General features: G+C 40.0%; 27 protein-coding genes. 5 read left to right on the top strand and 22 right to left on the bottom strand.

The genetic code is table 11. The annotated features are described in order from the left end of the window. Nucleotides 1-2: 2 nt before the first annotated feature. Nucleotides 3-1,181, bottom strand: coding sequence for an MFS transporter (locus EKM61_RS00840; protein WP_075168884.1), 1,179 nt, complete (start codon nucleotides 1,179-1,181; stop codon nucleotides 3-5). Continuing rightward, a complete protein-coding gene (locus EKM61_RS00835; protein WP_068224385.1) occupies nucleotides 1,174-1,725 on the bottom strand; it encodes a flavodoxin family protein in 552 nt (183 codons plus the stop codon). Before EKM61_RS00835 ends, EKM61_RS00840 begins: the two co-directional genes overlap by 8 nt. 93 nt (nucleotides 1,726-1,818) lie before the next feature. Here EKM61_RS00835 and EKM61_RS00830 point away from each other — a divergent pair, with 93 nt between their 5' ends. The 3 genes from EKM61_RS00830 to EKM61_RS00820 all read left to right on the top strand — a co-directional run bounded on the left by EKM61_RS00830 (nucleotide 1,819) and on the right by EKM61_RS00820 (nucleotide 5,800). Then, on the top strand, nucleotides 1,819-2,679 hold the full coding sequence (locus EKM61_RS00830) for a helix-turn-helix domain-containing protein (protein WP_158234218.1): 861 nt from the start codon (nucleotides 1,819-1,821) through the stop codon (nucleotides 2,677-2,679). Between the two features lie 402 nt (nucleotides 2,680-3,081). Further along, nucleotides 3,082-3,873 carry an alpha/beta fold hydrolase gene (locus tag EKM61_RS00825; RefSeq protein ID WP_068224389.1) on the top strand — a complete coding sequence of 264 codons (792 nt, stop codon included), beginning with the start codon at nucleotides 3,082-3,084 and terminating at the stop codon, nucleotides 3,871-3,873. Nucleotides 3,874-4,402: 529 nt separating this feature from the next. Continuing rightward, nucleotides 4,403-5,800 carry a DHA2 family efflux MFS transporter permease subunit gene (locus EKM61_RS00820; protein ID WP_068224392.1) on the top strand — a complete coding sequence of 466 codons (1,398 nt, stop codon included), beginning with the start codon at nucleotides 4,403-4,405 and terminating at the stop codon, nucleotides 5,798-5,800. A gap of 234 nt (nucleotides 5,801-6,034) precedes the next feature. On the opposite strand, the gene EKM61_RS00815 is transcribed toward EKM61_RS00820, so the two are convergent. After that, on the bottom strand, nucleotides 6,035-7,123 hold the full coding sequence (locus EKM61_RS00815; protein ID WP_068224395.1) for an Ldh family oxidoreductase: 1,089 nt from the start codon (nucleotides 7,121-7,123) through the stop codon (nucleotides 6,035-6,037). Between the two features lie 358 nt (nucleotides 7,124-7,481). Here EKM61_RS00815 and EKM61_RS00810 point away from each other — a divergent pair, with 358 nt between their 5' ends. Next, nucleotides 7,482-8,297, top strand: a complete 816-nt coding sequence (locus tag EKM61_RS00810; protein ID WP_068224398.1) for a site-specific integrase — start codon at nucleotides 7,482-7,484, stop codon at nucleotides 8,295-8,297. A gap of 66 nt (nucleotides 8,298-8,363) precedes the next feature. On the opposite strand, the gene EKM61_RS00805 is transcribed toward EKM61_RS00810, so the two are convergent. The 9 genes from EKM61_RS00805 to EKM61_RS00770 all read right to left on the bottom strand — a co-directional run bounded on the left by EKM61_RS00805 (nucleotide 8,364) and on the right by EKM61_RS00770 (nucleotide 16,984). Then, a complete protein-coding gene (locus EKM61_RS00805; RefSeq protein ID WP_068224401.1) occupies nucleotides 8,364-9,626 on the bottom strand; it encodes a tetratricopeptide repeat protein in 1,263 nt (420 codons plus the stop codon). A gap of 120 nt (nucleotides 9,627-9,746) precedes the next feature. Continuing rightward, nucleotides 9,747-10,022, bottom strand: a complete 276-nt coding sequence (locus EKM61_RS00800; protein ID WP_068224403.1) for an HU family DNA-binding protein — start codon at nucleotides 10,020-10,022, stop codon at nucleotides 9,747-9,749. A gap of 241 nt (nucleotides 10,023-10,263) precedes the next feature. Next, nucleotides 10,264-11,574: a ribosome biogenesis GTPase Der gene (der, locus tag EKM61_RS00795; RefSeq protein WP_068224404.1), complete on the bottom strand. Its 1,311-nt coding sequence runs from the start codon at nucleotides 11,572-11,574 to the stop codon at nucleotides 10,264-10,266. Between the two features lie 89 nt (nucleotides 11,575-11,663). Beyond that, nucleotides 11,664-12,773, bottom strand: a complete 1,110-nt coding sequence (rpsA, locus tag EKM61_RS00790) for a 30S ribosomal protein S1 (protein WP_455709269.1) — start codon at nucleotides 12,771-12,773, stop codon at nucleotides 11,664-11,666. After that, the gene (locus EKM61_RS12390) at nucleotides 12,748-12,906 is read right to left on the bottom strand and encodes a hypothetical protein (protein ID WP_455709268.1); all 159 of its coding nucleotides are present in this window, start codon (nucleotides 12,904-12,906) and stop codon (nucleotides 12,748-12,750) included. Before EKM61_RS12390 ends, rpsA begins: the two co-directional genes overlap by 26 nt. A 79-nt stretch (nucleotides 12,907-12,985) precedes the next feature. Next, complete coding sequence (gene cmk, locus EKM61_RS00785; protein ID WP_068224408.1) at nucleotides 12,986-13,672, bottom strand: (d)CMP kinase; 687 nt, start codon at nucleotides 13,670-13,672, stop codon at nucleotides 12,986-12,988. A 70-nt stretch (nucleotides 13,673-13,742) separates the two neighbouring features. Next, nucleotides 13,743-14,384, bottom strand: coding sequence for a LysM peptidoglycan-binding domain-containing protein (locus EKM61_RS00780; RefSeq protein ID WP_068224409.1), 642 nt, complete (start codon nucleotides 14,382-14,384; stop codon nucleotides 13,743-13,745). A 118-nt stretch (nucleotides 14,385-14,502) separates the two neighbouring features. Next, entirely contained in the window at nucleotides 14,503-15,957 is a 1,455-nt protein-coding gene (locus tag EKM61_RS00775; RefSeq protein ID WP_068224410.1) for a RecQ family ATP-dependent DNA helicase, read from the bottom strand. After that, nucleotides 15,923-16,984: a helix-turn-helix domain-containing protein gene (locus EKM61_RS00770; protein ID WP_068224411.1), complete on the bottom strand. Its 1,062-nt coding sequence runs from the start codon at nucleotides 16,982-16,984 to the stop codon at nucleotides 15,923-15,925. The genes EKM61_RS00775 and EKM61_RS00770 overlap by 35 nt, the downstream gene beginning before the upstream one ends. Nucleotides 16,985-17,011: 27 nt before the next feature. Here EKM61_RS00770 and EKM61_RS00765 point away from each other — a divergent pair, with 27 nt between their 5' ends. Further along, entirely contained in the window at nucleotides 17,012-17,248 is a 237-nt protein-coding gene (locus EKM61_RS00765; protein WP_068224414.1) for a ferredoxin, read from the top strand. A 326-nt stretch (nucleotides 17,249-17,574) separates the two neighbouring features. On the opposite strand, the gene EKM61_RS00760 is transcribed toward EKM61_RS00765, so the two are convergent. From EKM61_RS00760 to pfkA, 10 genes are all read right to left on the bottom strand, one after another. Then, nucleotides 17,575-18,306, bottom strand: coding sequence for a pseudouridine synthase (locus EKM61_RS00760; RefSeq protein WP_068224417.1), 732 nt, complete (start codon nucleotides 18,304-18,306; stop codon nucleotides 17,575-17,577). Further along, entirely contained in the window at nucleotides 18,306-18,902 is a 597-nt protein-coding gene (gene scpB / locus EKM61_RS00755; protein ID WP_068224421.1) for an SMC-Scp complex subunit ScpB, read from the bottom strand. The genes EKM61_RS00760 and scpB overlap by 1 nt, the downstream gene beginning before the upstream one ends. Further along, on the bottom strand, nucleotides 18,899-19,648 hold the full coding sequence (locus EKM61_RS00750; protein ID WP_225417794.1) for a segregation and condensation protein A: 750 nt from the start codon (nucleotides 19,646-19,648) through the stop codon (nucleotides 18,899-18,901). Before EKM61_RS00750 ends, scpB begins: the two co-directional genes overlap by 4 nt. Nucleotides 19,649-19,651: 3 nt before the next feature. Further along, on the bottom strand, nucleotides 19,652-20,005 hold the full coding sequence (locus tag EKM61_RS00745; RefSeq protein ID WP_068224424.1) for a RibT protein: 354 nt from the start codon (nucleotides 20,003-20,005) through the stop codon (nucleotides 19,652-19,654). Nucleotides 20,006-20,086: 81 nt separating this feature from the next. After that, a complete protein-coding gene (gene xerD / locus EKM61_RS00740; protein WP_068224432.1) occupies nucleotides 20,087-20,974 on the bottom strand; it encodes a site-specific tyrosine recombinase XerD in 888 nt (295 codons plus the stop codon). A 91-nt stretch (nucleotides 20,975-21,065) separates the two neighbouring features. Further along, a complete protein-coding gene (fur, locus tag EKM61_RS00735) occupies nucleotides 21,066-21,539 on the bottom strand; it encodes a ferric iron uptake transcriptional regulator (protein ID WP_068224434.1) in 474 nt (157 codons plus the stop codon). A gap of 199 nt (nucleotides 21,540-21,738) precedes the next feature. Beyond that, nucleotides 21,739-22,629 carry a CvfB family protein gene (locus tag EKM61_RS00730; protein ID WP_068224437.1) on the bottom strand — a complete coding sequence of 297 codons (891 nt, stop codon included), beginning with the start codon at nucleotides 22,627-22,629 and terminating at the stop codon, nucleotides 21,739-21,741. 11 nt (nucleotides 22,630-22,640) lie between these two features. Next, complete coding sequence (locus tag EKM61_RS00725; protein ID WP_068224441.1) at nucleotides 22,641-23,105, bottom strand: DUF441 domain-containing protein; 465 nt, start codon at nucleotides 23,103-23,105, stop codon at nucleotides 22,641-22,643. Between the two features lie 263 nt (nucleotides 23,106-23,368). Then, nucleotides 23,369-25,129, bottom strand: coding sequence for a pyruvate kinase (pyk, locus tag EKM61_RS00720; protein ID WP_068224443.1), 1,761 nt, complete (start codon nucleotides 25,127-25,129; stop codon nucleotides 23,369-23,371). Nucleotides 25,130-25,330: 201 nt separating this feature from the next. Continuing rightward, nucleotides 25,331-26,290, bottom strand: coding sequence for a 6-phosphofructokinase (gene pfkA, locus EKM61_RS00715; protein ID WP_068224449.1), 960 nt, complete (start codon nucleotides 26,288-26,290; stop codon nucleotides 25,331-25,333). Nucleotides 26,291-26,403: the final 113 nt, after the last annotated feature.

Here is a 26,403-nt window from a genome sequence, read left to right as displayed (position 1 = left end):
CCTCAACTGTTTTTAGACATGGCAGTCGTCAAAATCATACCAATTGCCATGATGAACGCCATGCATAAAAAACCATAATTTGCGCCGTAAGAATCATTTAGAATACCAATGTAGGTTGACGCAAAGATCTCAATGAATTGCGCTAATCCATTCCACAACGAAGTGGCCCGCCCCATGAACTGACCATCAATGTGCGTCATTAAAATTGTATTTAGAACAATTCGTAAAGATGAGTTGGCCAGGCCGATTAGAAAACTAGCAGCGTACATGAGACTAATTTGGTGACCAAGAAACAGCGCAATTAAGGCTAATACAACTAGGCCAAATAAAGTAATCGTAATCATCTTTTTTCTGAATTTTTTTAAAATATTGGCCATTAATAGACCAGAAACTAAACCACCAATCCCGTAAGACATATCTGCAAAACCATAAACAACACTATTTGACCTTAATATTGTTGCAACATAATCTGGTGATGATACATTAAAAAGTTGGGTGACAATCAAAGGCAAAATTGAGAGCAACCCGACAATTAAAACTAGGCGATTATGCAAAACATATTTCAAACCACCCTTAAACCCACTGTTCGTCCCCTGGGTCATAGAAGGCGGATCTTTTTTTATTTTAACGATGAGTAAACTACTTACCAAAAAGACTAAGGCATTGATCACTAAAATAACCGTAAAACCAGTGTAATGTAAGATCACACCAGAGGCAGCGCCCGCCGTAAACATCCCAACTTGTAAAGAAATTTCAATAAATGAATTGGCCGAACCGAGCATTCCTTTTGGGAGCACTGTTTGCACGTAACTACGTGAGGCCGCCATGTAAGTAATCCAGCCGGCACCTGTGATCAGTGCTAGTAAATACATTAACCACAGTGAAAAACCAGTAATGGCAAAATAAAGGGCAATTAAAGCAATGAGCCCGCTGCGAACCAAAAAGGTTATAAAAATAACGGTTTTTCGAGAAAAACGATCGGTAATGCTTCCAGCCAGCGGCGCCATTAAAAATCCCGCTAACACGTTAAGTGTTAAATAAATTCCCACGTATTTATTTGAATGTGTTTGTGCCAGCAAATACCAGTTGGCTCCTACCGTAGTCATGCCAACGCCAAAACTAGAAATAATGTCGGCAAAAAAGAAGTTTCTAAATTCATGGTTTTTTAATAAATTAAGCATGCTGGTCACCATCCCTTTTAAGTTGGTGACCAAGTTGGGCCGCAAGTTGCAAGGCCGCCTGATCATTTTTAATTTCTAAGGGCCGATTTGCTTCACCAATAAGCACTGTTTTAAAGTTCATTTGGAGAAACTCACAAATATAACGAAACTGTTGCTCAATCAATTGACCTTTTTTACGGGGCCGGTCACCACCAACTAAAACTAAATAAACCTGCTTGCCTTTCATTCCTTCCCGAAAGCCTTGCACCAGCTTAAGTGACTCTGACCAGCGATCAATAAAGGTCTTCATTAAACCGGACATGCCATACCAATAAATTGGAGTGGCAAATACAATAACCTGCGCCGTTAAAACCTGCTTAATTAGGCGCGGATAATCATCGGCCACGCGGGGCCACTCCCGGTCGTGTCGGTGATCAACAATTGGCTGGAGCGTAAATGTTTTAATCTCAAGCTCCGTAAATGGTAATCCCGCTAACATCGTCTTCGCCAGGTAGGTTGAATTACTTGCCTGGCGTGAGCTACCAGTAATCAAAACTATTTTCATGTCGCCATCCCCTCATTTATTTTTTAGTCTAGCATGCTAACCGCTAGAGACGTATACTTGTTGCATATAGTTCACAAGGAGTGTGAAATCGGCTTGATTACTACTTTCGGTACCACTTATAAACGCTTGCGCGAGGCCAAAAACATCACCATGCAAAAGGCGGCAAACCAAATTGTTTCTAAATCATTTTTATCACGCTTTGAGCGAAATTTAACCAACATTAGCTTTGCAAAACTTTACGCATTGCTCTTAAATATCAACGTTTCCGTTGCGGAATTTATTTTTATTGATAACGTCTACCACCACCGGCACCAGGCCTTTTATTTTGACGACACCAAGGATTATCTCGATCAAATCACAAAACTTACTCACCAACAATTGATTAACGACTACTTTAAAAAGTGGCAGGAAAATCAATCAACTTATAATTATTTCAATTATTTGAAGCAAAAACATTTAACCCGCACTGAGCATTTAACGCCCACCGAAATTCACGAGATTAGTAATTTTTTATTCAATATTGAAACCTGGACACACTACGAAATTCGTTTGTACATGAGTACCATGGATGTTTTTCCTGCACCAACCGTTTACGCTTTGACCAAACAATTACTTCACAACGGCGAAATCACCTTGAATGTCGATTGGAATCACCAGGCAGATTTCACCTACATTTTATTAAAATCGGCCTTACTAGCCAGTTATCAGCACGATCTGGAAGACGCCGTTTATTTTTCTGATCAGGTAGCCCAAACTATTGATAACGAGCAGTACCTTTACGAAAAAACTGAACTACACTTTATTCACGGCCTGATTTACTTGCAAAAAAATAAAACTGCCTTGGGAAACCAAACTATTAATGAAGTCTTTTCAATATTTAAACAATTAGATTCACCAAACCTGTTACGCCTTTACCAGCAACGTCTGAAAAAGTTTCAGGCCTGGCAGCATTAAGGAGAGCACTGACTCGCTTTTACATTTTGAATGTGATTTAGGCAAAGGTGTATCGACGCAAATAAAACGCTAATCGTGAAGTTACACCAGTCATATTTGAAAATAATTTTCCAGGTCAGTTCAGTCTAAATGTATAAAAAAAATGGGTTGCTTTTTTAATTACACCACTTCAAAATAAAAATGGCCTGTAATCAGAACAATCTGGTTACAGGTCACTTAATTTAGAGAATGTTTAAATTACACCATAACTGAGCCTTATTACAAACTTCATTGGCAATGTTGATCAGATTCTAGAAAAAATTAATTCTATCTAATTTAACGTGACCACTAAACAATGTGCACTAAAACACTAAATTGAATTATTTAATCATCTGAACTAGGCTAAGTTTGCGAGGTGATTGGATGTCGTATTTTAAAACTAACGACAATGTAAAACTTTATTATTCTGAATCAGGTCAGGGCCAAAATTTATTATTGGTGCACGGTTATGGTTGTTCCGGAAAATATTTTGAAAGAAATATTCCTGAGCTTGGCCAACATTTTCACGTTATCACAGTTGATTTACGCGGTCATGGTAATTCTAATACCGTTAACAGCGGTGCCAGGATTTCTCGATTGGCAACTGATATTCATGAGTTATTAACGCAATTGAACCTAACAAATGTTACTTATCTCGGCTGGTCAATGGGCTGCTCCGTTGGCTGGTCATACTGGGATCTTTTCCAAAATGATCGATTAAGTAAATTTATCTTCGTTGACGAACCTGCATGGGCGCTTTCTACCAAAGAAAATCCATCGGGCCTACTAAATTATCAGGCTACACTCGATTTTTGTAAGTCCCTATTTACCAATAAAGAAGAAGCACTCGGTAGTTTTATTAAGGGTATCGTAATTAATAAAGCACTTAATTTAACAGATTTATTGGCCGAATCAAATAAGGGTAAAGCTGATTTCATTGCCCCTTTATTTTATAATCATATGGTAAATAATTGGTCAGATGTTATCAAAACAATCACAATTCCTAGTTTGGTAATCTCAGGTAAAAAAAGTTTCTTTAATTGGAGACTGGTCAAGCAAGTTAGTGATGAATTACCAAAAGGTCAATTTGAAAGCTTTGCTAACGTTGGCCATATGCTATTTTATGAAGAGGCAGATCGCTTCAACAAATTAGTTACTAACTTTGTCCAAGCATAACTGGTCGCTTTAGTAAACTGTTAATCACTTTATCTATACCAAATTAGATTAGCCAGACTAGATGCTAATAAGGGAATGGGACAAAAGTCGGTTTGGGGTTTACGCCGCGTAACGTAGGCTAATTCAATAACCGTATTGTGGCTATTGAATTAGCCGTAGTTAGGCACATGAACCCAAACCTTTGGCGCACGTTCTAAAGTAATGATCAGGAATAGTAAAGAGGCCAGGACTTTTATCCCGGCCTTATTTACCAACATGAATTAGGTACGTGTTCGGAAATCGGGTTTAATTTTATTTTCGACAGTTCATCCGGAAAAGGCTATTTATAACTTTCCTTTGCTTTATCGCCGACTGATAGCGTATGATAGAAATTAAATCATTATTTACAAATTTTACCAAGGCGAAATGACACGTTCATTCGTTGTGCGGTGCTTGTATATCTTTGTGGCCTCTAGGTTACCATTGAAAAGTACCTTCTGTAGTTTGCATACTACTGAAGTGCGTTTTCCTTGGTTCTGGAGGTTATTTTTTGCACCAAATAGAAAAACAAGTCCCATTGCAAACCAAACTGGCTATTTTCGGAACCGCTGGACTAGCCTTTTGTGGTGTATTAGTTGAAACATCGATGAACGTTACCTTTCCCACCTTAATGAACCAATTTAACACATCATTAAGTACCGTCCAGTGGGTAACCACCGCCTATTTACTGGCAGTGGCCGCCACTATGATTGTTGCGGCCTTTGTTCAGAACAATTTTAAAACGCGAACGATCGTCAACATTGGTGGACTCGCATTTGTTTGTGGTGGCCTACTATGCGCCACAGCACCGATTTTACCAGTACTCTTATTAGGTCGCATCATTCAGGCCTTTGGAACCGGCTTTGCCATGCCTTTAGTTTTTGCACTAATCATGCAGCAAGTGCCGTTTCATCAACAGGGCAAATTCACCGGAACTGCTGGAATGATCATTGCCATGGCCCCTTCATTAGGCCCAACCTATGGGGGGTTGATCACTCAGTTTACCACCTGGCCCGTGATTTTTTGGATCACAATTCCTATCGGCGCAATCTGTTGGTTAATCGCTAGTAAAAACATGCCCCAATTAGCTAACACGCAACAACAAAAATTTCCGCTGTCCCAGTTTATTTTCGCAGTAATCGGCCTAATTCTATTGACACTAGGCCTTAATAATGCTGGAACTGCCGGCCCTGGTGCCCCCAGTTGTTATCTGCCAATAATTCTCGCTTTACTCGCCTTTGCCACTTTTATCCACTTGGCCAACCATAGTACACACCCACTGATTCAACTGGCAGTTTTCAAAAATCAAACCTTTGTTAAAGTACTATTGCTCTACTTTTTAATTCAGTTCGTTCAAATTGGCATGTCTTTTTTACTACCAAACTTTGCCCAACTAGCTTTAGGCCAAAATGCCTTAATTTCTGGTTTACTTCTATTAGCCGGTAGTTTGACCTCTGCCATATTATCGCCACTCGCTGGTGCTTTGATGGATCGTCGTGGCTTCAAACAACCAATCTTACTAGGAACTGTTTTCTTGCTGGTCTCCACACTGTTATTTGCACTCTTTGCCCAGCATTTAACCATTTTGCCGATCATCATTTTTAATGTACTTTACATGGTTGGTTTCAGTTTCATGTTCAACAATTCATTGACTTTCGGATTACAGCAGGTCCCCCGCACCCAAATCGGTGATGGTAATGCGCTTTTCAATACCTTACAACAATACGCAGGCTCCCTTGGAACAACAGTCATGGCGGTTATGCTGGCCACTGGCGTCCGCTTAACGCCTAAAGCAACTTCAGTGGTCCAAACAGTCAATGGGAGTCAACTTGCTTTATGGCTGAGCTTCGGCATAATTGTGATCGTTGCCCTGTTAGCACTATCAATTAAACCTAACCGCCAAAAATAGAAAGTGTTTGGAAAAGTAAATTAGTTAAAAAAGTACTACCGAAGGGACTTTCAAAACAAATATTAACGTATTACTGCCCACAAAGAGGCTAGGACAAATGTCCTAGCCTCTTACTGTTTCCGAACATTGCTCTAAAACGTGAGCCCAAAACTGACTTTTGTTCCACTTTCTTTGTGGCTTACCAATTAGATATAAATTTATTTTTGCCTAATTCGACATTTTTTCAAACACTTGCTAATTGATTGCGGCCGCGTAGTCTACACCTAATCGTGTAGCGATTCCAACAATCTCCTCCAACGTTCGATCGTCAATAATGATGCCATTTTGCTTCCGATCTTCGTAAGCAATTGCCTCTTTATCACCGTGAACGTAAATTGTTTTACCTGGAATGGCCGGCAATTCGCGAATATCCTGTAAGTAACGAGAAAAACGATCAATAATTTTATCCTTATCACCAAAAATAGCGGGATCAATCACCGTGAAACTTTGGCACGGGCCAACACTCAAATCATCCGGCGTAATCTCAGTCGAAATATTACCCATCGATAAAATTGACGTGAAGACTTCAACAATAATACCCAAACCAAAACCTTTGTGACTGCCGGTATCCTCAGAAACGCCACCTAAGGGCGCCAAACCAACATTGGCTTCCGGATCCCGAAGTGCCGCAAAATCGGCTTGATCACGGTGATCATAGACTGGCTCGTTACCATTCTTTGCCACCCATAATGCTGGCAAATCTTTTTCCAATTTATTATAAACCTCGATTTTCCCCTGAGGGACTGTTGTCGTCGCACAATCAAAGATAAACGTGTGCGGCTTGGCCGGCATGGCAAAAGCAATCGGATTAGTGCCAACAAAGGCCTTAGTGGCGTGCGTCGGTAACATCGCTGGTCGTGAATTACACGAGGACATTCCGATCAACCCCTGTTCCGCCGCTAAATTGGCGTAGTACCCGGCAATTCCGTAATGACCAGAATTCCGCGTAGTCACAATACCAATCCCATGTTGTTTGGCCTTCTTAATTGCTAAATCCATGCTAAAAATACCATTCAACTGTCCAAGACCAAAATGGGCGTCAACCACAGCAGAAACATCCGTTTCCTTAACGATTTCTGGCTTACTATGTACGCGAATCTTACCATTTTGAATGAAGTCATCATACATGATCAACCGCTGCACCCCGTGCGATTCAATGCCGTGTAAATCAGTATAAATGAGCATCTCCGCCAACTGCTCACTTTGCTCGGCGGAAAATCCATAACCCTGATAAATCTCAAAAACTAGTTGTTTCATTTTATCACTATCATATCTTTTTACCACGTTGGCCACCACACTCTTTAGATTCTTAAATAAACCGCTGTACAATTCAAGTTATGCTATTTATGCTAAAGAAAATAATGTTATTTGTCAACCTTATTTTTAATCAAAAACAAATTATTTTACAATAATATCCTCTATATTTTAATTAATTATTCATAATATTAAATTCTCTAGTAAATAATTTATTTTCTAGATGTATTGAAATTACGCCCACTGGGTTCTATCCATAATTTGAATTTGGTTACTATTGGTTTAATATTGGTTTTGCGCTGCTTGCAGCGCTATTTTTTGTTTAATTAAGTTAAAGTAACTTTTTTATGTTATACTTTAGTTAATTATTAAGAAAGTAAGTGCTGCCATGTCCTTCCCTTATCAAAAGAGTTTCAATAAATATTTACAGAATAAAGAATTGGCTCCCATCACAATTTCGGAGTATCAGCACACCTTGACCGATTTTTTTGACTACCTTCAACAATTTAATTGGGCCTACCAAAGTGATCCGGATTTAAATAATATTTTAGAAAACGATATCCGCGATTACCTCACCATGCTACTGAATCAGCGTGCCTTAAAAAACGATACCTATAACAAAATTATGTCCCACCTAAATAATTACTTTAAATTTCTTTTTACTCGCGAATTAATTACCAATTATCCAACAGTTGGCCTAAAAGGTTTACCTAAAGAACGTTTGACTACAACTTTTCAAACTGATTGGTTACAGGAATTACCTGAACTACTACAAAATGAACAACTAACTTTTTATACACGGGCGGCCCTTTTATTATTGGCCAAGGGATTCACAGTCAAGGAATTTCTTAGCCCCGGTTTTTACCAACAACTTGATCTATCAAAATTAACACCCAGTGAACGCCAATTCTGGTCGGAATTTCAGACTTACCGCCAGCCATTTGCCACATTACAGGCTAGTCAGGATTTATTTCTTAAAACACGGCGGGATACCGACCAGCCGCAGTTAACCTTACCTGGTTTACACAAATATTTGAAGCGGGATGGTAATATTCTAAAAATAACTTTGTTACCTAGTAAGCTGCACCAAGGTTACCTGATGTACTACATTATTAATCACCGAGAATTATCTGACCAAGAACTAATGGCGGCCCTACGCCTTGATCCCGCCTCATTGGCGTACTATAAAAAGAATTTACCATAACAAAACGGACCAACAAAGTTGTCAGCGCAACTTTGTTGGTCCGTTTTATCGATAATTTGATCTACTTTATTCTTGTTGGTATTCTTCTAAAAGTAAGGCCATATCATCGTCGGTGGGCACTAATTTAACGTAACGCTGTAAGGCCGCCAGAGTTTCATCGCGCAACCCTTCTTCGCGAAAGAAATTAATGATTTGCCGCAAAAAATTAGGCTCATTTTTAAAGGTTGAATAGGCTAGTAAATAGTTTTCCCGTGCTTTTTTATAGGCCTCTAAGCGCTCGTAGGAGACGCCTAAATTCCAATAGGCCTGCGGATCTACATCCCCCTGATCAACCGCCTTAGCCAACAATTTAACGTTATCAGTATCTCGTTGCTGCTTAACGTACAAATTACTGAGCTCGATTTTTGCGGCCATATTATCCGGGTCAATTTGCAGTAGCTGAATTAAATATTTTTCCCCAGCCTTACTGTCATCCAGCCGCAACGCAACGTGGGCCGCCTTATTATAGAGAACCTCATTGTATTGATCCATACCAATACCTTCCTGCAAAACCCGCATGGCTTCCTCTAATTGTTGGTTGGCCTCCAGAGCCTCCGCCAAATAGGGATAAAGTGATGTGTACTGCGGATCTTGATCACGCAAACCTGATAAAACTTCAATTGCTTTTTTGTAATCCTTTAACTGTAATTCAACAAAACCGTACTGAAAAGCGGCATCAGGATCCAATTCTTCAGTCGGAATTTGTTCCAAATATTCTAATGCCCGCTCAAACTCACCAGTATTAGCGTAAGCAACTCCTAAACGTTGAATTATATTAACCTTAGAAAGTTCAGTCACCCCGGCCGCTACTAATGTTTCGTAATAGATGACCGCCTTATGGAATTCCCCACTATCAAAATAGAATTCGGCCAACGCAAACGTAATCACTGATTCATCTGGGAACAAACGGCGAGCAGTTAATAACTTTTGTTCACTGACCTCATAGAGCCCTTGTTGCTGGTACATATCGGCCGCAACCAGTAAACTTTCCGCATAAGCAGGTGAATCCGGTTTGATTGCGTCCAAATAGGTCAGCGCCTCATCATTATTACCATCGCTAATCGCAATATCGGCCAAAGTGGTTCGAATCTCATCTTCATCGGGATACTTTTTCAATAGTTTTAAATACGTGCGTTTGGCTTGTTTTAAAAATCCTAAGGCATATAGATTCTCAGCTAAACTAAATAGGGTTTCGTCATCATCACGCCGTAACGCTTGAATAAATGCCTTGTTGGCCGCATCAAGTTGGCCGCTAGAGAGTTTTGTTAACATTTGTTCTGAATAACTCATCTAAAAACACCCTTCTTCGTTTTGTTGTCAAATACACATTAGTTTAGCATAAAAGTACTTAATTTGCTCAAAAATTGACGACAAAAAAACTAGCAATCTAAATTGCTAGTCCTTCATTACTTATTTAACAGCATCTTTCAATGCCTTACCAGGTTTAAATGCTGGTACCTTGCTTGCTGGAATTTGAATTTCAGCGCCAGTTTGTGGGTTACGACCCTTACGAGCAGCACGGTCACGAACTTCGAAGTTACCAAAACCAATCAATTGAACTTTTTCGCCTTTTGCTAATGTATCTTGGATTGAACCAAAAACAGCATCAACAGCAGCAGTTGCGTCCTTTTTGGTTAAACCAGTTTGACTTGCAACATTTTCGATTAATTCAGCTTTATTTGCCATAGTGAATTCACCTCCGCATCAAAATAATAGACTCATCGTCTAATATCAGATTTGCCATTTCTATTAAAAATAGAAAGTGACGAAATAATGAAACAAAATCATCATTTCTGAATCAAAGATATCATAGGAATGCCTTGATAGCAAGGTTTTTTCGTGATTTATCACGTATTTTTTAATAAAATAGCCAAAATTAGTAAATCTGGCATCAATCTGGCCAAATTTGCGTTACAGCAAGCTCTAACTACTTTCGCCGCCGGGTAATAATGTGAATTGGCGTTCCTGAAAATTCGAAGGCCGCGCGAATTTGATTTTCAATAAAACGTTCATAAGAAAAATGCATCAAATCAGGATCATTCACAAAAATAACAAACGTTGGTGGCTTAATGGCCACTTGTGTTGCGTAATAAACCCGCAACTTTTTACCGTTAGTCGACGGTGTTGGGTTAGTTGCAATTGCATCCATCAAAACATCATTCAAAACAGAAGATTTAATTCGACGATTTTGATTTTTACTTACTTCTTGAATCATTTTCGGTAGCTGATCAAGGCGTTGCTTAGTTTTAGCCGAAACAAAAACAATTGGGGCGTAATCTAGGTAAGCAAAATTGGCCCGAATGGCATTTTCAAAATCACTTAACGTATGGTTATCCTTTTTAAGCGTATCCCATTTATTAACTGTTATAATAATTCCCCGACCGGCCTCATGCGCGTAACCCGCAATGCGCTTGTCCTGCTCGCGAATACCTTCTTTGGCGTTTAACGTGACTAAGACAACATCAGAACGATCAATTGCGGCCATTGCCCGTAAAACACTGTATTTTTCGGCATTTTCGTAGGCCTTACCCCGTTTACGTAAACCAGCCGTATCAATCATCGTAAACTCTGAATCATCAGCAGCAATAAACTGCGTGTCAACGGCATCCCGTGTTGTCCCGGCAATACTAGAAACAATGACCCGGTTCTCGCCTAAGATAGCATTAACTAGTGATGACTTACCAACATTCGGTCGGCCAATCAAACTAAAATGGATTCGATCATCATCAACTTCATCAATTTCTTCGGGAAAATGCTTAACAATCTCATCAAGTAAATCACCCATCCCAATGCCATGAACGCCAGAAACACCAACTGGATCACCAAATCCTAAAGCATAATAATCATAAATATCTTGCCTTAGTTCTTGGTTATCGACCTTATTAACTGCCAAAACAACTGGCTTATCCGATCGATAAAGTAATCTAGCAACTTTCTCATCAGCATCAGTTAAACCTTCACGAACACTGGTCAAAAAAACAATAACATCAGCTTCATCAATTGCAACTTCGGCTTGTTCTTTAATTTGTTCTAGAAATGGTTCATCACCAATGTCGATTCCGCCGGTATCAATTAAATTAAACTCATGGCCCAGCCATTCTGCCGGCGCATAAATCCGATCACGCGTCACACCTGGCGCGTCATCAACAATGGAAATTCGTTCGCCAGCAATTCGGTTAAATACAGTTGATTTACCGACATTAGGCCGACCTACAATTGCCACTACAGGTTTTGTCATTACAATCCCTCACTTTCATTTAAAATTCACAACTTCAAACAAAAAAGAGATTGGTATTGGGCCAATCTCCAAATTGTTATAAAACTGATTTAGTTCTTATCATCATCGTTATTAGACGTACTCTTTTTTAATTCATTGCCAATAAGATCGCCTAATGTGAAGCCACCTTCATCATCATTACTTTGATAATTGCTGGTTTCTGCAGGTGAAGCCGTATTTGTTTTATCATCAGTATTTGGTTTTGGTGTTAAAGCCTTAATCGAAAGTGCTAAACGGTGCGCCTCAGGTTTAACTTCTAAGACTTTAACCTTGATTGTCTCGCCTTCAGAAAGTACTTCATTCGGTGTTGCAATATGTTCATGTGAAATCTGAGAAATATGAACTAAACCTTCAACACCAGGGAATACTTCAACAAAGGCACCAAAAGTTGTTAATCGTTTAACCGTACCTTCAAGGACGGTACCAGCTGGTGCCTTATCCTCAATACCATCCCAAGGTTCAGGAAGTAAAGCTTTCAATGAAAGTGAAATCCGGTTCTTTTCAGGGTCAACTGCTAACACCTTAACCTTAAGCTGTTGACCTACTTTAAGAACATCGGAAGGCTTAGCAACACGTTCATAAGAAATTTCGGAAACGTGAACTAATCCATCAATGCCACCAAGATCTACAAAGGCACCAAAATTAGTCAAACGAGCAACAGTACCTTCGACAGTGTCGCCGGCCTTAATTGTTGCTAAAATCTTTTCGCGTTGTTCAGCCTTTTGAGCTTCAACAATCGCACGGTGCGATAAAATCAAACGATTCTCGCTTGGTTCGATTTCGATAATCTTAAGTTCTAATTCTTGACCTTTGTATTGTGACAAGTCATCAACAAAATGGTCAGAAATCATCGATGCTGGGATAAAACCACGAACACCAGCGTCAACTACCAAGCCACCCTTAACAACTTCGGTAACGGTTGCGGTAAGCGTATTGCCAGCTTCAAATTCCTTCTGAATATCGGCCCAGACCTTACGTGCTTCTAACCGACGTTTAGAAAGGAGGTAACTACCATTCTCTTTATCCTTACCAATAGTTGAAATAACGACTAAATCAAGTACATCACCAACTTTGGCAATATCCTTAATGTCATCAACTGGTTGACTGGCCAATTCCTTAAGTGGAACAACGCCTTCAACCCCAGTACCCTGGAATACCAACGATTAATTGCTTATCATCGTCAATTGCGAGTACTTCACCTTTCACAATGTCACCGATCTTCACATCGTGGACGCTATTTAAAGCATCCGCCATGGCATTTTTATTTTCATTTGTATTATTATTTTCACTCATGCCAAAAATCCTCCTTAAACAGCTTGAAACTACAGTGTCTATTTTATAGTAAAAGCAGACGAAATGCTAGGAAAAGCTATTATTTATTATGATCTTTCTCTTTTTCTTGGACAATTCTAATAATTCGCGCAACAACTTGATCAATATTTAATGACGTTGTATCAACTAACACCGCATCTTTTGCTTGAACTAACGGGGAAATTTTACGCGTAGAATCCTTTTTATCCCGTAATTCAATTTCTTGCTTTAAAACGGCAAGGGGCGTATTAATCCCCTTCGTTAAATTTTCTTTATACCGTCTTGTAGCCCGTTCGGAAACACTGGCAACTAAGAAAATCTTAACTTCAGCGTTAGGTAACACGGCCGTTCCAATATCGCGACCATCCATCACAATATTTCCCACCGCCGCAATTTGATGTTGTAGCTGAACTAACTTCTGCCGGACGCCACCTAATGCGGCAATCGTTGAAACATTATTGGTCACATCAGGTTGCCGAATGGCCGCTGTAACCTCGGTTTCATTAAAGAAAACCCGCTGCTCAACCTCTCCCGGCTCAAAGCGAATCGTACTTTTATCCAATAAAGCAACAACCGCTACTTCATCAGTTAGCCTTAAACCATGTTGCATCGCCGCCCAAGTAATTGAACGATACATCGCACCTGTATCACAGTAAGTATAATGTAATTGTTTAGCAACCAATTTTGCTACTGTGCTTTTCCCAGCCGATGCCGGACCATCAATTGCGATCTGTAAACCCACTGCCATTAATCAAAACCCCTTTTTCCACAAAAAAATTGAGGTCAGCCACAGACCTCAGTAGTTAACTTTTAATATTTTATTTAACCCGTAATTGCTGACCTGGCTTAATTGTGGCTGCACTAGTTAACCCATTTAATTTCAAGAGTTCTTGAACACTTAAACCATTATTAGCCGCTACCCGGTAAACACCTTGGCCAGCCGCAACGGTCACGTAACTGCCACTGCTGCTATTAGCAGAAGCGGCACTACTGCTAGTAGACGCTGCACTTGAACTACTAGAACTCGCGGCGGCCACTTGCTCAGAAGAAGAGGCCGCCTGTGCAGTACTTGTTTCTGTTGTGGCAACCGAACTCGTCTTTTGCGCGTTACTTGTCGTTACTTTCTTACGACTGCTTGCCTGTGCATTTTTTTTTGACTGCGTTTTTTTGCTAGTAGCTACCTTTTTCTTAGAAGAGCTCACAATTGCAGTCGTGTTATGTGGTGTCACTGGCTTATTCATCTGATTTTGAAAAATCATCCAAGCCCCAATAGGTAGTGCAGCTAAAGCTAACAAAGCAATCGTCAGGATTGTCACAAAAGTTGCGTTACCCCGGTCTTTTTTTCGAGTTGCAGCACGCGAGACGTTGCCCCGATCATCACGGGTATTGTCAAACTGCTTGGCCCAAGGACGTTCTTCATGAGCAGCAGTTTTTTTATTTGGTTCCTCATTCTTATTCATTGACGCTCCCCCTCATTCACGAAATACCATTAACAATACCTGGTTTCGTTAGCGGACCAATCATATTCTTAGGTCGAACTTCTAGGAATTATTGTAACATAAACCACTTTCAAATTCTTTAATATTCCGTAAAGAAAAGTTGCTTTAGGCGGCTTTGCCAATCGGCATAGGCAACGCTCTCTTTTTGTTCTTCCTTTTTTGTGATCAAATTCAATTGTTCAAGGTAATCGGTCATTTGATTATGGCAACAACAATCGTTATCACAAGTGATTGATTTATGGTCCGCAAAATAAGTTAAAATAAACTGCCGTTTACAATTTGGCGTTGTGATGTAACTTAGCATACCACCTAACGCCAAACGTTTTTCCTCTTGCCGTTTTTGTAAAAGTTGCTGAATGGCCGAAGCAGAATAACCATGCTGTTGATAGAAGCGGAGCAAATCGATCTCAGGAAAGTGCATTGCTTTAAAATTATTTGGATTCTTAAAATATTGATTAATGAGCCCCTTATCCGGAATACCACTCGCCATTAAATTGGCTTGAATTCGGATATCGCTAGGTTGAAACAGTAAAATGGCAATACTTTGTTGCCCATCGCGACCTGCTCGACCTGTTTCTTGTAAATAGCTTTCTAGATTAGAGGCTAAATGATAATGCAAAACAAATCGAATGTTGGCCTTATTGATCCCCATTCCAAAGGCGGTAGTTGCACAAATAATTGCTAGGTCGCCTTGCATAAATTGTTGCTGAATGGCGTAGCGATCTTGACTAGGTAGGTCTCCATGATAAAAGCTAGTTCTTATACCCGTTTCTTTTTGAATTTTATCGGCCATTTCTTCAGACTTTTGTTTGCTAGAAAAATAAACAATTCCTGGTTTTTTTAGTTGCCGACAGAATTGAATCAAGGCCCGCTCTTTTTCGGATTCATTTGCGTATTGTTGAACGTCTAAATAAATATTAGGTCGGTCAACAGAATAAATAACTTTTTTCGTTGTGGCCGCCGTTAAACCTAGTTTGACTAGAATATCGGCCTGTACACGTTTAGTGGCCGTGGCTGTCATGGCCAACGTTGCACGCGGTTGTAACTGCTCACGCAAAGAGGCCAATTCAAGATAATCCGGCCGAAAATCCGTCCCCCACTGTGAAATACAATGTGCCTCATCAATCGCTAGCAGTGAAATTTCTAGCCGGCCTAACGCAGTGCGAACACGCGGTTGATTAGCCATTTCTGGTGATAAAAAGATAAAACGGTACTGCTGTAGCTGTTGTAATACGCCATTTTTCTCCATTATTGTTAGGTCTGAAGTCAAGGCCACTACTTTTTTTTCACCTAAATAGTGTAGCCGTGCTACTTGATCTTGCATCAGGGATAATAATGGTGAAACGATAACAACACTTCCGCTGGTCGCATAACCTGGTAATTGATAACAGAGCGATTTACCAGTCCCAGTAGGCAAAACCGCAAACGTATCTTGACCTGCTAAAACCGCCTGAATAACGTCCAATTGGCCTGGTTTAAAAGTTGTATAACCAAATCGTTTAGTTAATATTTTTGTCAATTCCGCCGTATTCATGGCTTCTCCTCCATTCAATTTGGTATAAACGAAATGTAAAAAATGAAATATCTTGCGCCGCTACTAGATCATATTGCCAGTCATCAATAACTGTTCCAGAAAAGGCCGTTGCTAATTTTTGCCGTTGCGTCGCTGTTAGATAAGTTTTATAAGGAAAATTTGGTGTTAAGATAGCGGCCTCTAATAAATGTTCAGTAATTGTACCCGGCCTTAAACGCCGCATTTGCGCAATTTTAGTTAGGTCAGTGCCCTGAAGTGCCAGACGATAAGTCAATGCGCTACTCTGACTAAGCACACCTTGTGCGAGCGGTTGCCAAAGCGCGGCCAGTAACGGAAAATCCACCGGTGTCTTTTGCAGTAAATTAATTAAATGGGCCGTAATATCAATTTGATACAGCGCAACCTCAAGCGGCATTAGTTTAAATAATTGTGCAACTTGGGGCAACGCAAACCGCGTAATTTTGTAGCCAACTAAAAATTGACTGTAAATATCGGCATCATGCTGGGGTAACTGTTGCAAAAATTGCTGCCATTCCCTTAATAAGGCATGACCTAATTGCGGTGATTTATGCTGGGTAAACCACACTTTTACGGCCTGCTGATCAACTTCGGATACTTCAAGCGGATAGTAACGTGCATTATGGCGGGTATACTCGGACGTTACTTGCGTGGCCAAAAATAATCGCGCCATAAAATGCTGCAAATTAGGTTGCTTAAATCCATTGAACCACTGGGGAACAAAATGCGCCAACATAAAGGTCTGCTGTGATTTTAAACCGGCTTCAGTTAACCGGTAACGTTTTTCTTCCATCTCCAATTGGCCACGTTGTTTTAATCGGTCAAGGCCACGCTTAAAATTCACATCATTTAAGTGAGGCATAAGCTGGTATAATGAAAGTAACTGATAGGTCAATCCGGCGTATAAATTGGACACTGTCCGTTTTCCCTTGAGTAAATTTAAAATTGCTCGCGATCGCCGCCACTGTACCCGATCAAATAATAGTAATAAATAATCTTCTTGTTCCATGAGAATCCCTTCTTGGAGGCCAAATTTATGTACAGTAAAGTTCAGCAAGAACAGTGTATTGCCTGTGGCCTATGCCAGATCAATGCACCCCAACTTTTTGACTACCAAACTAACGGTATTGCCTACTTTAAGCCCGACAACAATTTAGGAAAAACACCAATTGCTGCTGACCAGTTAGCAAATTTCAAAAAGGCATACCAAAACTGCCCAACACACGCAATTATCCGCCAAAATATTCCATTTAATATAAAACAAATTTACTAAAGTAGCTTTAAAATATAAAAAGAAGTGTGCCTTAAGTAATTCTAATTATTAATTATATGTATTTATATGCCGTAAGACCTTAATTACGCTCAATACGCACTCGTGCCTAAAAAATAAAAGAGAGGCTGGGACAAAAGTCCTGGCCTCTTATTGTTTCTGAACATTATTCTAGAACGTGGGCCAAAAGTCTGGGTTCACATGCCTACTTTAATAACCATAGTACGGTTATGAACTAACTTACGTTACACAGTAAACCCAAAGCCGATTTTTGGCCTACTCCCTTAATTTTAACATATCGTCGTCTGACTTCGGCAAATGTGTCCCGGCTAATGAATTTTACCAGTTCTGGCCAACTTTTTAAGAGCCGCTACTTCCTGAGCCTGAAGTGGTCGTGAGTCACCAGAGACTAAACCATCAGCAGTTAAAAAAGCGTACCTTTCCCGCCGTAACTTTTCAACTGGATAACCAACTGCCGTTAACATGTCACGAACTTCATGGTTCATTCCTTCATGAATTGTGACACTGATTTGGGCAGTTCGGTGTACCTTATCACTGGAAAGTAACTTAATCTTAGCGGCAGCCGTGCGTCGTTTTTCTAAACGAACGCCTGTCCGTAACGTTTTCTGGGCCTCACTAGTGGGAATCCCCGTTACTTTAGCGATGTAGGATTTTTCAATTTGGTAGCGCGGGTGCGTTAGTAAATTAGCTAATTCACCATCGTTAGTTAAAATAATCAACCCTGATGTGTTGTAGTCCAAACGACCAATCGGGTAAATTCGTTCATTAACTTCAGGAAAGAAATCAACAACCGTTTTACGCTTTTTATCATCGCTGGCCGCCGAGATAACCTGCCGGGGTTTATAAAATAAGAAATAACGCTTTTTTTCTTGTTCTAACGGAACACCATTAACCTCAATCTGATCCCGATCACTAACTTTAACTCCCATTTCCGTGACCGTTTCACCATTAACGGTAACTCGACCGTCACTAATTAAGGTCTCGGCCTTTCGCCGGGAAGCAACTCCTGCTGCTGCAATAACCTTTTGTAATCTTTCCATTATTTTTCTTCCTTATCTTTTAATTGCGCCTCAAAGGCCTTAAATAGATCAGCTGTATCTGCCGTTTCTAATTCAGTAGTCGTCGCTTTTTCTTGCGTCAAAGGCGGTAGTTCATTCAATTGCTTTAGCCCAAAATAATCAAGAAAAAAAGGACTAGTTACGTATAAAATTGGTCGTCCAGGCGCATTTTTACGGCCTTTTTCTTCGATTAGTCGCCGTAAGGACAAGCGTTGCAGTGCACCGCTACTTTGAACACCACGAATTTCATCAATTTCAACCCGCGTAATCGGTTGTTTATAGGCAATAATTGCCAAGGTTTCTAATGAGGCCTGACTAAGATTAGTCGTTAGTGGTATTTCGTAGTAGTGCTTAATAATTTCGGCGTAAGCCTTTTTAGTCACTAATTTATAGTGATCGCCAAACTGAAAAAGTGTCAGTCCCCGGTGATGATCCGCTTTTAGATCACTCTCAAACTGTTGAAGGGCGCGCATAATCGTTGTGCGCCCTTCAGTTAGTAATTCGTCCAGCTGATCCAGCGTAATACCCTCGTCACCGGCAACAAAGAGTAAACTTTCTAAAGTTGCCGTTAAATTCATGCTTTTGACTCCTTTAAAGCAACCGTAATTGGTGTCAAAACAGCTTCCTGATAACAGGACACTTGACCATTTTTCATTAGTTCTAAAACCGACATAAAAGTGGTTACTGTCTCTTCGACACTTGAATTATTTAACAAATCATCAAAATCCACTATGCCGCGTTTATTTTGCTGTAATTGTTTTATGATTGCTCGAACTTTATCCTTAATTGTAATCGTTTCCCGAACCACATTGCGTACCGAAACCGGCTTAACAACTTTACCTTGCAGTAAATTGACTAGCGCCGCCGTGACCTCATCTATCCGCAAATGTTTCTTCGGCATTGGTAAAGGTTCGGCACTGGCAGTTAGGCTAGGTGCCTTACTAAAATGTGTCTTACGGGCCAGTTCCTTTTGTTGCAAATCAGTTGCGGCTTTTTTGTAGGTTTGGTAAACAAGCAATTGATTAACCAATTCATCCCGTGGATCAATCGAGATATCCTCATCTTCAGTTAATTCAACAGTTGGCTGCCGTGGCAGTAAGGTTTGACTTTTAATGCGCATTAAAGTTGCCGCCATCACAAAATAATCGCCGGCCACTTCTAACCTTGAGGCTTGCATATGGTGCAAATACTCCAAGTATTGGGAAGTAATGGCGACGATTGGAATGTCGTAAATATTCATTTCTGATTTCTTAATTAAATGAAGTAATAGATCTAAAGGACCTTCAAACTCCGGTAATTTTACGGTTAAGGCCAAATCAATCATCCTTTAGTGTGTCTGTTCCCACTTTGCAATTAACGGCGATGTACTAATGGTTCCCATTAATTTATTGTCCGGGTATAATTCAGCCAACTCTGTCAACATCGCAAAACTATTTCCTTCGTTGCGGTCAGAAGGACTTAGTGCAAGGTGGCGTATGATAACGTAATCTTTATTCAATTCGATACCAATAACCCCGGCAAAATCACCACTTGCATTCTTCCACAGGTATAGCTGCCGGCTGGCCTCAGTTTGGTACCAAGTTAGTTCTTCCTTTAAATGACTCACTTCATCCAAATCAGGAATAAAAGACAGTAAGCCCATTGCAATTTTTTCGTAATCTGTTTTGTATTTAAACAGCACTATAAACCTCCAAGGTTAAAACCTGCTTAACTATAAGTACTAATAACCATAACACACAAAAAAATGAAATACAATTCACCTTCAGGCCCGCGGATGATACTTATTATAAACTTCACGGATCCGCTTTTGACTAACGTGAGTATAAATTTGTGTCGTTGAAATGTCTGCGTGGCCCAATAATTCCTGAACAACTCGTAGGTCGGCACCATTTTCCAGTAGGTGCGTTGCAAATGAGTGCCGTAACGTATGCGGCGTAACATCTTTTTTTATTCCCGTTTTTTTAACTAGGCCCTTCAAATTTTTCCAAATACCTTGGCGGGTGAACGGTCGACCATAGTGATTAACAAATAGCGTATCACTACGCTGACCAGACTTTAAAAACTGCGGCCGAGCCGTTTTCAGATACCGTTGAATCCAATCAATGGCAACATCACCAATCGGAATAATTCGTTCTTTATCACCCTTACCAATTGTTTGAATTAAGCCCAAACTTAAATGTAGTTCACTCATTTTTAAGTGGGTTAGTTCGCTAACCCGCAATCCAGTTGCGTACATCACTTCCAAAATTGCACGATCACGAATACCAATGGCCGTGGTTGTATCCGGTGCCTTCAACAAACTGACAACCTCATTTTGCGATAATACCTGAGGCAAATGTTGTTGTCTTTTAGGCGAATCAATTTGAAGCATTGGGTCAGTTGTCATTTGCGCCGTTTCAAGTAAAAAACGGTAAAATTTACGTAGACTTGAGACCATCCGAATAATGCTATTTGTTGCTAAATTTTCATTGTTTAGTTCACTTAAAAAATTTAAGATGACAAAATGGTCTTGATCAAAACTGGTTAATTTCTGAGCCTTTAAATAAGCCATAAAGCGCTCTAAATCACGACAATAACTAGAAACAGTGTTAGGTGCCAGTCCTTTTTCTACTATTAGGTAATGTTTAAAATCAGCTATTAATTCATCCATTAATTTCTCCTAGACCCCTATAAAAAGAGAGCGAAATTAAAAAGTTAGTAATAATACCCACTACTAAACTAATTTATTCCACTCAACCAATTTAATCCTTCGCCATCTGGTTCTTATTTTTACGTTGACAGTCCGCACACAGACCCTGAAAAGTAAGCTTATGGTCCGTAACTTGAAAATGATACCATGAAGCGACAACCTGCTCAACATCGGCTAATAAGTCTTCATGAATTTCTTCAATCTTGCCACACTGGACACATAATAAGTGATGATGAAAATGCTGCTGGGCACCTTCACGCCGCAAATCATAACGAACTAAACCATCCGTAAAACTTACTTTATTAACAATTCGTAGTTCACTTAAAATATCCAACGTTCGATAAACGGTTGCTAGGCCAATATCAGGAGTTGTTTGCTTAACTCGTAAATAAATTTCTTCAGCACTCAAATGACCTGCCTCATTCGCAAGCAATGAGACAACTGTTGCTTCACGCTGTGGGGTTAATTTAAATCCCGCCGCGTGTAGCTGCTGTTTGATTTTTTTGACGTATTTATCATCAACCATCTAAACGCCCCTCATCCGATTACGTACCAATGACTAAATTCTATAATAATTTAGGGCCAATTGCAATTAGTCTAAAAGTTGCCCAGATTCTAATACACAACGATGCCGAACAGATTGGAATAAATCAAATTTTACAACATGGCCAATTTAATGCCACTGACACTAACCAGCCAACTATTACTTCGTGAACGTAAAAGCTTTAAGCATGATCCGGTTGATCAGGGTCGCCTAAAAGATGGGTTTTACCGTCAGCCTGTTCCACTAAATGTAGCTTCATTAAATGGCCCAGTGCACGCTTAAACTGCCCCTTACTAATACCAAAGAATTCACGAATTGCTTCCGGATCACTCTTATCCGTATAGGCCATAACGTTACCTGGCTGATGTTTGAGTACAGCCAAAATCATCGCCGAATCATCACTAATAGCTTCATAAGCACGCGGGCGCAAAGAAAGATTTAAAACGCCATCTGGTCGAACACCAATTACTCGTGCCTTTAGTTTTTGACCAATCCGTGGCTCAGCATCACGTTCACTAGGGTGAATAAAACCAATGTATTTCTCATCTGTCAGTAAGAAACTACCCACAATTTTTAACCGGTAAATAATGCCTTGCACATCAGAATTATTTTGCTGCTGCGTTGCTTTCTTAGCCATTTCTTGAAAAATATCTTCATCGGCTAATTGCCCCCAAAGCCGGCCCTTCTTATCCACAATAAGACTGACCAAGAGCTGATCACCCTTTGCTGGCCATAAATGGTGAATCGTTGGTAATAAATCGCTAGAAACGACAATATCCTTATTTGGTAAACCAATATCAACAAAGACACCCAGATCACGTCTTGAGGCAACAACTGTCGCCCAAGCGTAGTGTCCGATTTTAACCATTGGCAATTTAGTGGTTAACTGTAGTTCATGTTCTTCATTTTCGTAGGCAAACCCCGTAATGGCATCCGTAACTTGGTGGGGTTTATCAAATTCACTTTTTTCAATTCGAAAAGTTACACCGTCTTTTTGTGCAAAATAATCCTGTTCATTTTCATCGGTTACCGTAACCGAAATAATTTGGCCCATATAATCTGTTGTTTCCATTCAAAAACACCTCACTTTAAAATTGGACTAACATGTAACAATTGCAGAATAACGTACGTCATTCCGGAGGCAATAACTGGTCCAGCAGCAATACCTCGAAAAAAAACAACTCCCATAATTGTACCAAAAACAAGGGCAACCGTAATTTCAGGACTTTGGGCCAATAGTCCGACACCCTTACCTGACAATATGGCCACTAAAACACCACAGAACACGGCAACATATCCAACTGGCGATTTAAACGCGTTAATTAGATCCTTATAACCAATTTGACCAGTGGCAATGGGAACTAAAATGGCCACCGAAATAATTGTAACACCCCAATTAATTCCTTTTGCTTGAATCGTTGTTAATAGTTTTTGCGTGTGCGGTATTAATTTAATTACCAAGACAATTGCCGACGCAATTAATAATGATTGGTTTTTTGCCAAATAGGCAATTAATAAAATAACGCCTAAAAATAACCAGCTTTCCATTGGATTCTCCTTTATATTTAGTTGAATTCTACTTCTTACGGAATAATTCTAATCTTTTTTAACAGTATTTCCTACTTTACCCAGTATTAATGGGCCTAAAAAGAGACTTTTTATTCACCAAATAATCCATTGCCATTCAGCCCAGCAACATTATTGGCAACTAAGGGTTACTGCCTCTTTGTAATACTGGCAACACTTCTTATAGTAAACACTAAAAAAATCCATCATGCAAACGCATGGTGGATTTTAGAGTAACTAATTGATTACATTGCGTTTGAAGCACCGCGATAAACAATCCCACGACGAGAATCAACCGTAATAACTTCATCATCAGATACAAGACTAGTTGCGTCCTTGGCACCAACAACAACAGGAATTCCCATTGCGATACCAACAACAGCAGCATGGCTTGTTAAGCCGCCTGCTTCAACAACTAAGGCACTAGATTTTTCGATTGCTGGTAAGTAATCTTTATCTGTTGTCTTAACGATAAGGACGCCGCCTTCAACAGCTTTTTGGTTAGCTTCTTGAGCGTTAGATGCGATAACAGCCTTACCAATAACGGTTTGGTCGCCAACACCTTGGCCTTCAACAAGTTTAGAACCAATTAACTGAATCTTCATGACATTTGTTGTGCCACGTTCACCAACTGGTACACCAGCAGTGATTAAGATCAAATCGCCTTCCTTAGCAAAACCAAGGTCTTGGGCTTTTTGAGAAGCTAACGTGAACATATCATCAGTTGATGCTGGTTTTTCAGCAACAATTGGGAAAACGCCCCAGTTGATTGCTAAGCCACGACGAGTACGTTCGTCAAATGTGATTGCTAAGATATCAGATTTTGGCCGGTACTTAGAAATCATACGAGCTGTGAAGCCTGATTCTGTAGCCGCAACAATTGTACGGATACCAAGGTTCCGTGCAGTATGGGCAACAGATTGACCAATGGCTTCAGTAACATCAGTCTTACCGAATTCCTTCAAAGCAAATGAATCAGCATCGACCATGGCTTTTTCAGCACGTTCAGCAATCCGTGCCATTGTAGCAACAGATTCTACTGGGTACTTACCATTAGCGCTTTCGCCTGAAAGCATTGTTGCGTCAGTACCATCAAAGATGGCATTGGCAACGTCAGTAGCTTCAGCACGTGTAGGTCGAGGATTTTCTTGCATTGAGTCTAACATTTGAGTTGCAGTGATAACTGGTTTACCAATAGCATTGCACTTCTTGATCAAACGTTTTTGAATAATCGGAACGTTTTCAACAGGAATTTCAACACCCATATCACCACGAGCAACCATCAAGCCATCAGAAACCTTCAAAATTTCATCCATATTATCGATACCTTCTTGAGATTCGATCTTAGGGAAGATTTGAACGTGTTCCATGTGCTTTTCTTCTAATAATTCGCGAATATCAAGAACATCTTGTGCTTTACGAGCGAAACTAGCAGCAATGTAGTCAATATCATGGTCTAAGCCAAAACGAATATCACTAGCATCTTTTTCAGTAATACCTGGTAAATGGATGGCAACGCCAGGAGCGTTAACACCTTTACGGGAGCCTAAGAGACCATCATTTTGAACTTCTGTAATCAGTTCTTTATGTGCGTCATCTTTTTCGGTAATCTTCATATCGATTAAGCCATCATCGAACAGTACATGGCCGCCAATATGAACGTCATCAAAAAGGCCAGGGTAAGTAACGGCAATCTTTTCGTGGGTGCCTTCAAGTGAGTCATCCATTGAGATACGGGCTACATCGCCAGTCTTAAATTCGATTTTGCCTTCTTTTTCAACTGTGGTACGAATTTCCGCACCCTTAGTATCAAGCATGAAAGCAACCATTTTGCCCGTAGCCTTTTCGGCATCTAAGGCCATTTGCATACGTGCAGCATGTTCTTCATGATCACCATGTGAGAAGTTGAAACGGAATACATTAGCACCAGATTCAATTAGTTTTTGAATTGTTGCTTCATCGTTACTAGCAGGACCAAGTGTACTTACGATCTTGGTTTTCTTCATAGGTAGAATCTCTCCCTTTACATTTTTTATAAAATGGCTTTACGCCAGTTTTAACAGAATTAATAGTAGAACTAAGAGCATCTCAAAAGGCGCTTAAATTCTGAGCATTGACCTAAATTGCCAAACACAAGATTCTGACGTTTAACCCACTTTTGCTACAAAATAGTCGCCAAAAATAATTTTCAAAATACTCTTTAAAAACTAATAAGAAATATCATTGTTTAAATCATACAAAGATATCTCTGAATGGTGTTTGGCATCAAATAAGTCTAAGATATCGTGTGAAACGACCTTGTTATTTTCAATACCAATGGCCAAACCGCCCTTACCTTGCATTAATAATTCAACAGCGTAAGACCCCATTTGTGAAGCCATAACACGATCACGGGCAGTTGGTGAACCACCACGTTGAACGTGTCCTAAAACCGTAACCCGTGTGTGGAAGTCACCGAATTTACCAAGTTCTTCAGCAAATTCATCAGCGTGCATTACACCTTCAGCTAAAACAATCAAGGCGTGCTTCTTACCACGATTACGGCCGGCACGAATCTTGTTGGCAACTTGCTTCATATCGAATTCCTTTTCAGGAATGATAATTGCTTCAGCACCACCAGCAACACCAGACCAAAGTGCGATATCACCAGCGCCACGACCCATAACTTCAATAACAAAAGTTCGTTCATGACTGGTTGCAGTATCACGAATACGGTCAATTGATTCCAAAACGGTATTAACTGACGTGTCAAAACCAATTGTGAAATCAGTGTAAGGAATATCATTATCAATTGTTCCTGGTAAACCGATGGCATTATAACCGTGCTCAGTCAAACGTAAAGCACCATGATAAGAACCATCACCACCAATAACAACTAATGCTTCAATTCCAAACTTGTTTAATTGTTCAATCCCCTTCAATTGCCCTTCTTCTTGAGCAAATTCAGGGTATCTAGCAGAATACAAGAATGTCCCACCACGTTGAATGATATCACCAACAGTTGCTTCGTCCATCTTAAAGATATCACCCGCAACAAGTCCAGCGTAACCGTAGTTAATTCCGTATACTTCTAGTCCTTCATGGATAGCTTTTCGAGTGACTGCACGAATTGCCGCGTTCATACCCGGCGCATCGCCACCACTTGTCAAAATCCCAATGCGTTTCATTTCTTCACCTCAGGCATTTTTAATAATTTGTTAAAGCGCAGCTCTTCTGCACTCAAACCCAAACAATATTCTAACACTTTTCTGAAAACATGTCTGCTTATTCTCGCTTTTTT

Source organism: Loigolactobacillus backii, assembly GCF_003946275.1.
Classification (GTDB): Bacteria; Bacillota; Bacilli; order Lactobacillales; family Lactobacillaceae; genus Loigolactobacillus; species Loigolactobacillus backii.
This window is presented reverse-complemented; position numbering and strand designations above follow the sequence as displayed.

Coding starts and splice junctions, on each gene's coding strand:
- EKM61_RS00780 (WP_068224409.1), bottom strand. CDS start 14,384: ATGAATAAGAATGAGGAACCAAATAAAAAAACTGCTGCTCATGAAGAA.
- der (WP_068224404.1), bottom strand. CDS start 11,574: ATGACAAAACCTGTAGTGGCAATTGTAGGTCGGCCTAATGTCGGTAAA.
- fur (WP_068224434.1), bottom strand. CDS start 21,539: ATGGTTGATGATAAATACGTCAAAAAAATCAAACAGCAGCTACACGCG.
- EKM61_RS00725 (WP_068224441.1), bottom strand. CDS start 23,105: ATGGAAAGCTGGTTATTTTTAGGCGTTATTTTATTAATTGCCTATTTG.
- EKM61_RS00800 (WP_068224403.1), bottom strand. CDS start 10,022: ATGGCAAATAAAGCTGAATTAATCGAAAATGTTGCAAGTCAAACTGGT.
- EKM61_RS00835 (WP_068224385.1), bottom strand. CDS start 1,725: ATGAAAATAGTTTTGATTACTGGTAGCTCACGCCAGGCAAGTAATTCA.
- cmk (WP_068224408.1), bottom strand. CDS start 13,672: ATGGCAGTGGGTTTACAGATCGCAATTGATGGTCCGGCATCGGCTGGG.
- EKM61_RS00825 (WP_068224389.1), top strand. CDS start 3,082: ATGTCGTATTTTAAAACTAACGACAATGTAAAACTTTATTATTCTGAA.
- pyk (WP_068224443.1), bottom strand. CDS start 25,129: ATGAAGAAAACCAAGATCGTAAGTACACTTGGTCCTGCTAGTAACGAT.
- xerD (WP_068224432.1), bottom strand. CDS start 20,974: ATGGATGAATTAATAGCTGATTTTAAACATTACCTAATAGTAGAAAAA.
- EKM61_RS00840 (WP_075168884.1), bottom strand. CDS start 1,181: ATGCTTAATTTATTAAAAAACCATGAATTTAGAAACTTCTTTTTTGCC.
- EKM61_RS00730 (WP_068224437.1), bottom strand. CDS start 22,629: ATGGAAACAACAGATTATATGGGCCAAATTATTTCGGTTACGGTAACC.
- pfkA (WP_068224449.1), bottom strand. CDS start 26,290: ATGAAACGCATTGGGATTTTGACAAGTGGTGGCGATGCGCCGGGTATG.
- EKM61_RS00765 (WP_068224414.1), top strand. CDS start 17,012: ATGTACAGTAAAGTTCAGCAAGAACAGTGTATTGCCTGTGGCCTATGC.
- EKM61_RS00760 (WP_068224417.1), bottom strand. CDS start 18,306: ATGGAAAGATTACAAAAGGTTATTGCAGCAGCAGGAGTTGCTTCCCGG.
- EKM61_RS00810 (WP_068224398.1), top strand. CDS start 7,482: ATGTCCTTCCCTTATCAAAAGAGTTTCAATAAATATTTACAGAATAAA.
- scpB (WP_068224421.1), bottom strand. CDS start 18,902: ATGAATTTAACGGCAACTTTAGAAAGTTTACTCTTTGTTGCCGGTGAC.
- EKM61_RS12390 (WP_455709268.1), bottom strand. CDS start 12,906: ATGAGTGAAAATAATAATACAAATGAAAATAAAAATGCCATGGCGGAT.
- EKM61_RS00805 (WP_068224401.1), bottom strand. CDS start 9,626: ATGAGTTATTCAGAACAAATGTTAACAAAACTCTCTAGCGGCCAACTT.
- EKM61_RS00775 (WP_068224410.1), bottom strand. CDS start 15,957: ATGAATACGGCGGAATTGACAAAAATATTAACTAAACGATTTGGTTAT.
- EKM61_RS00770 (WP_068224411.1), bottom strand. CDS start 16,984: ATGGAACAAGAAGATTATTTATTACTATTATTTGATCGGGTACAGTGG.
- EKM61_RS00750 (WP_225417794.1), bottom strand. CDS start 19,648: ATGATTGATTTGGCCTTAACCGTAAAATTACCGGAGTTTGAAGGTCCT.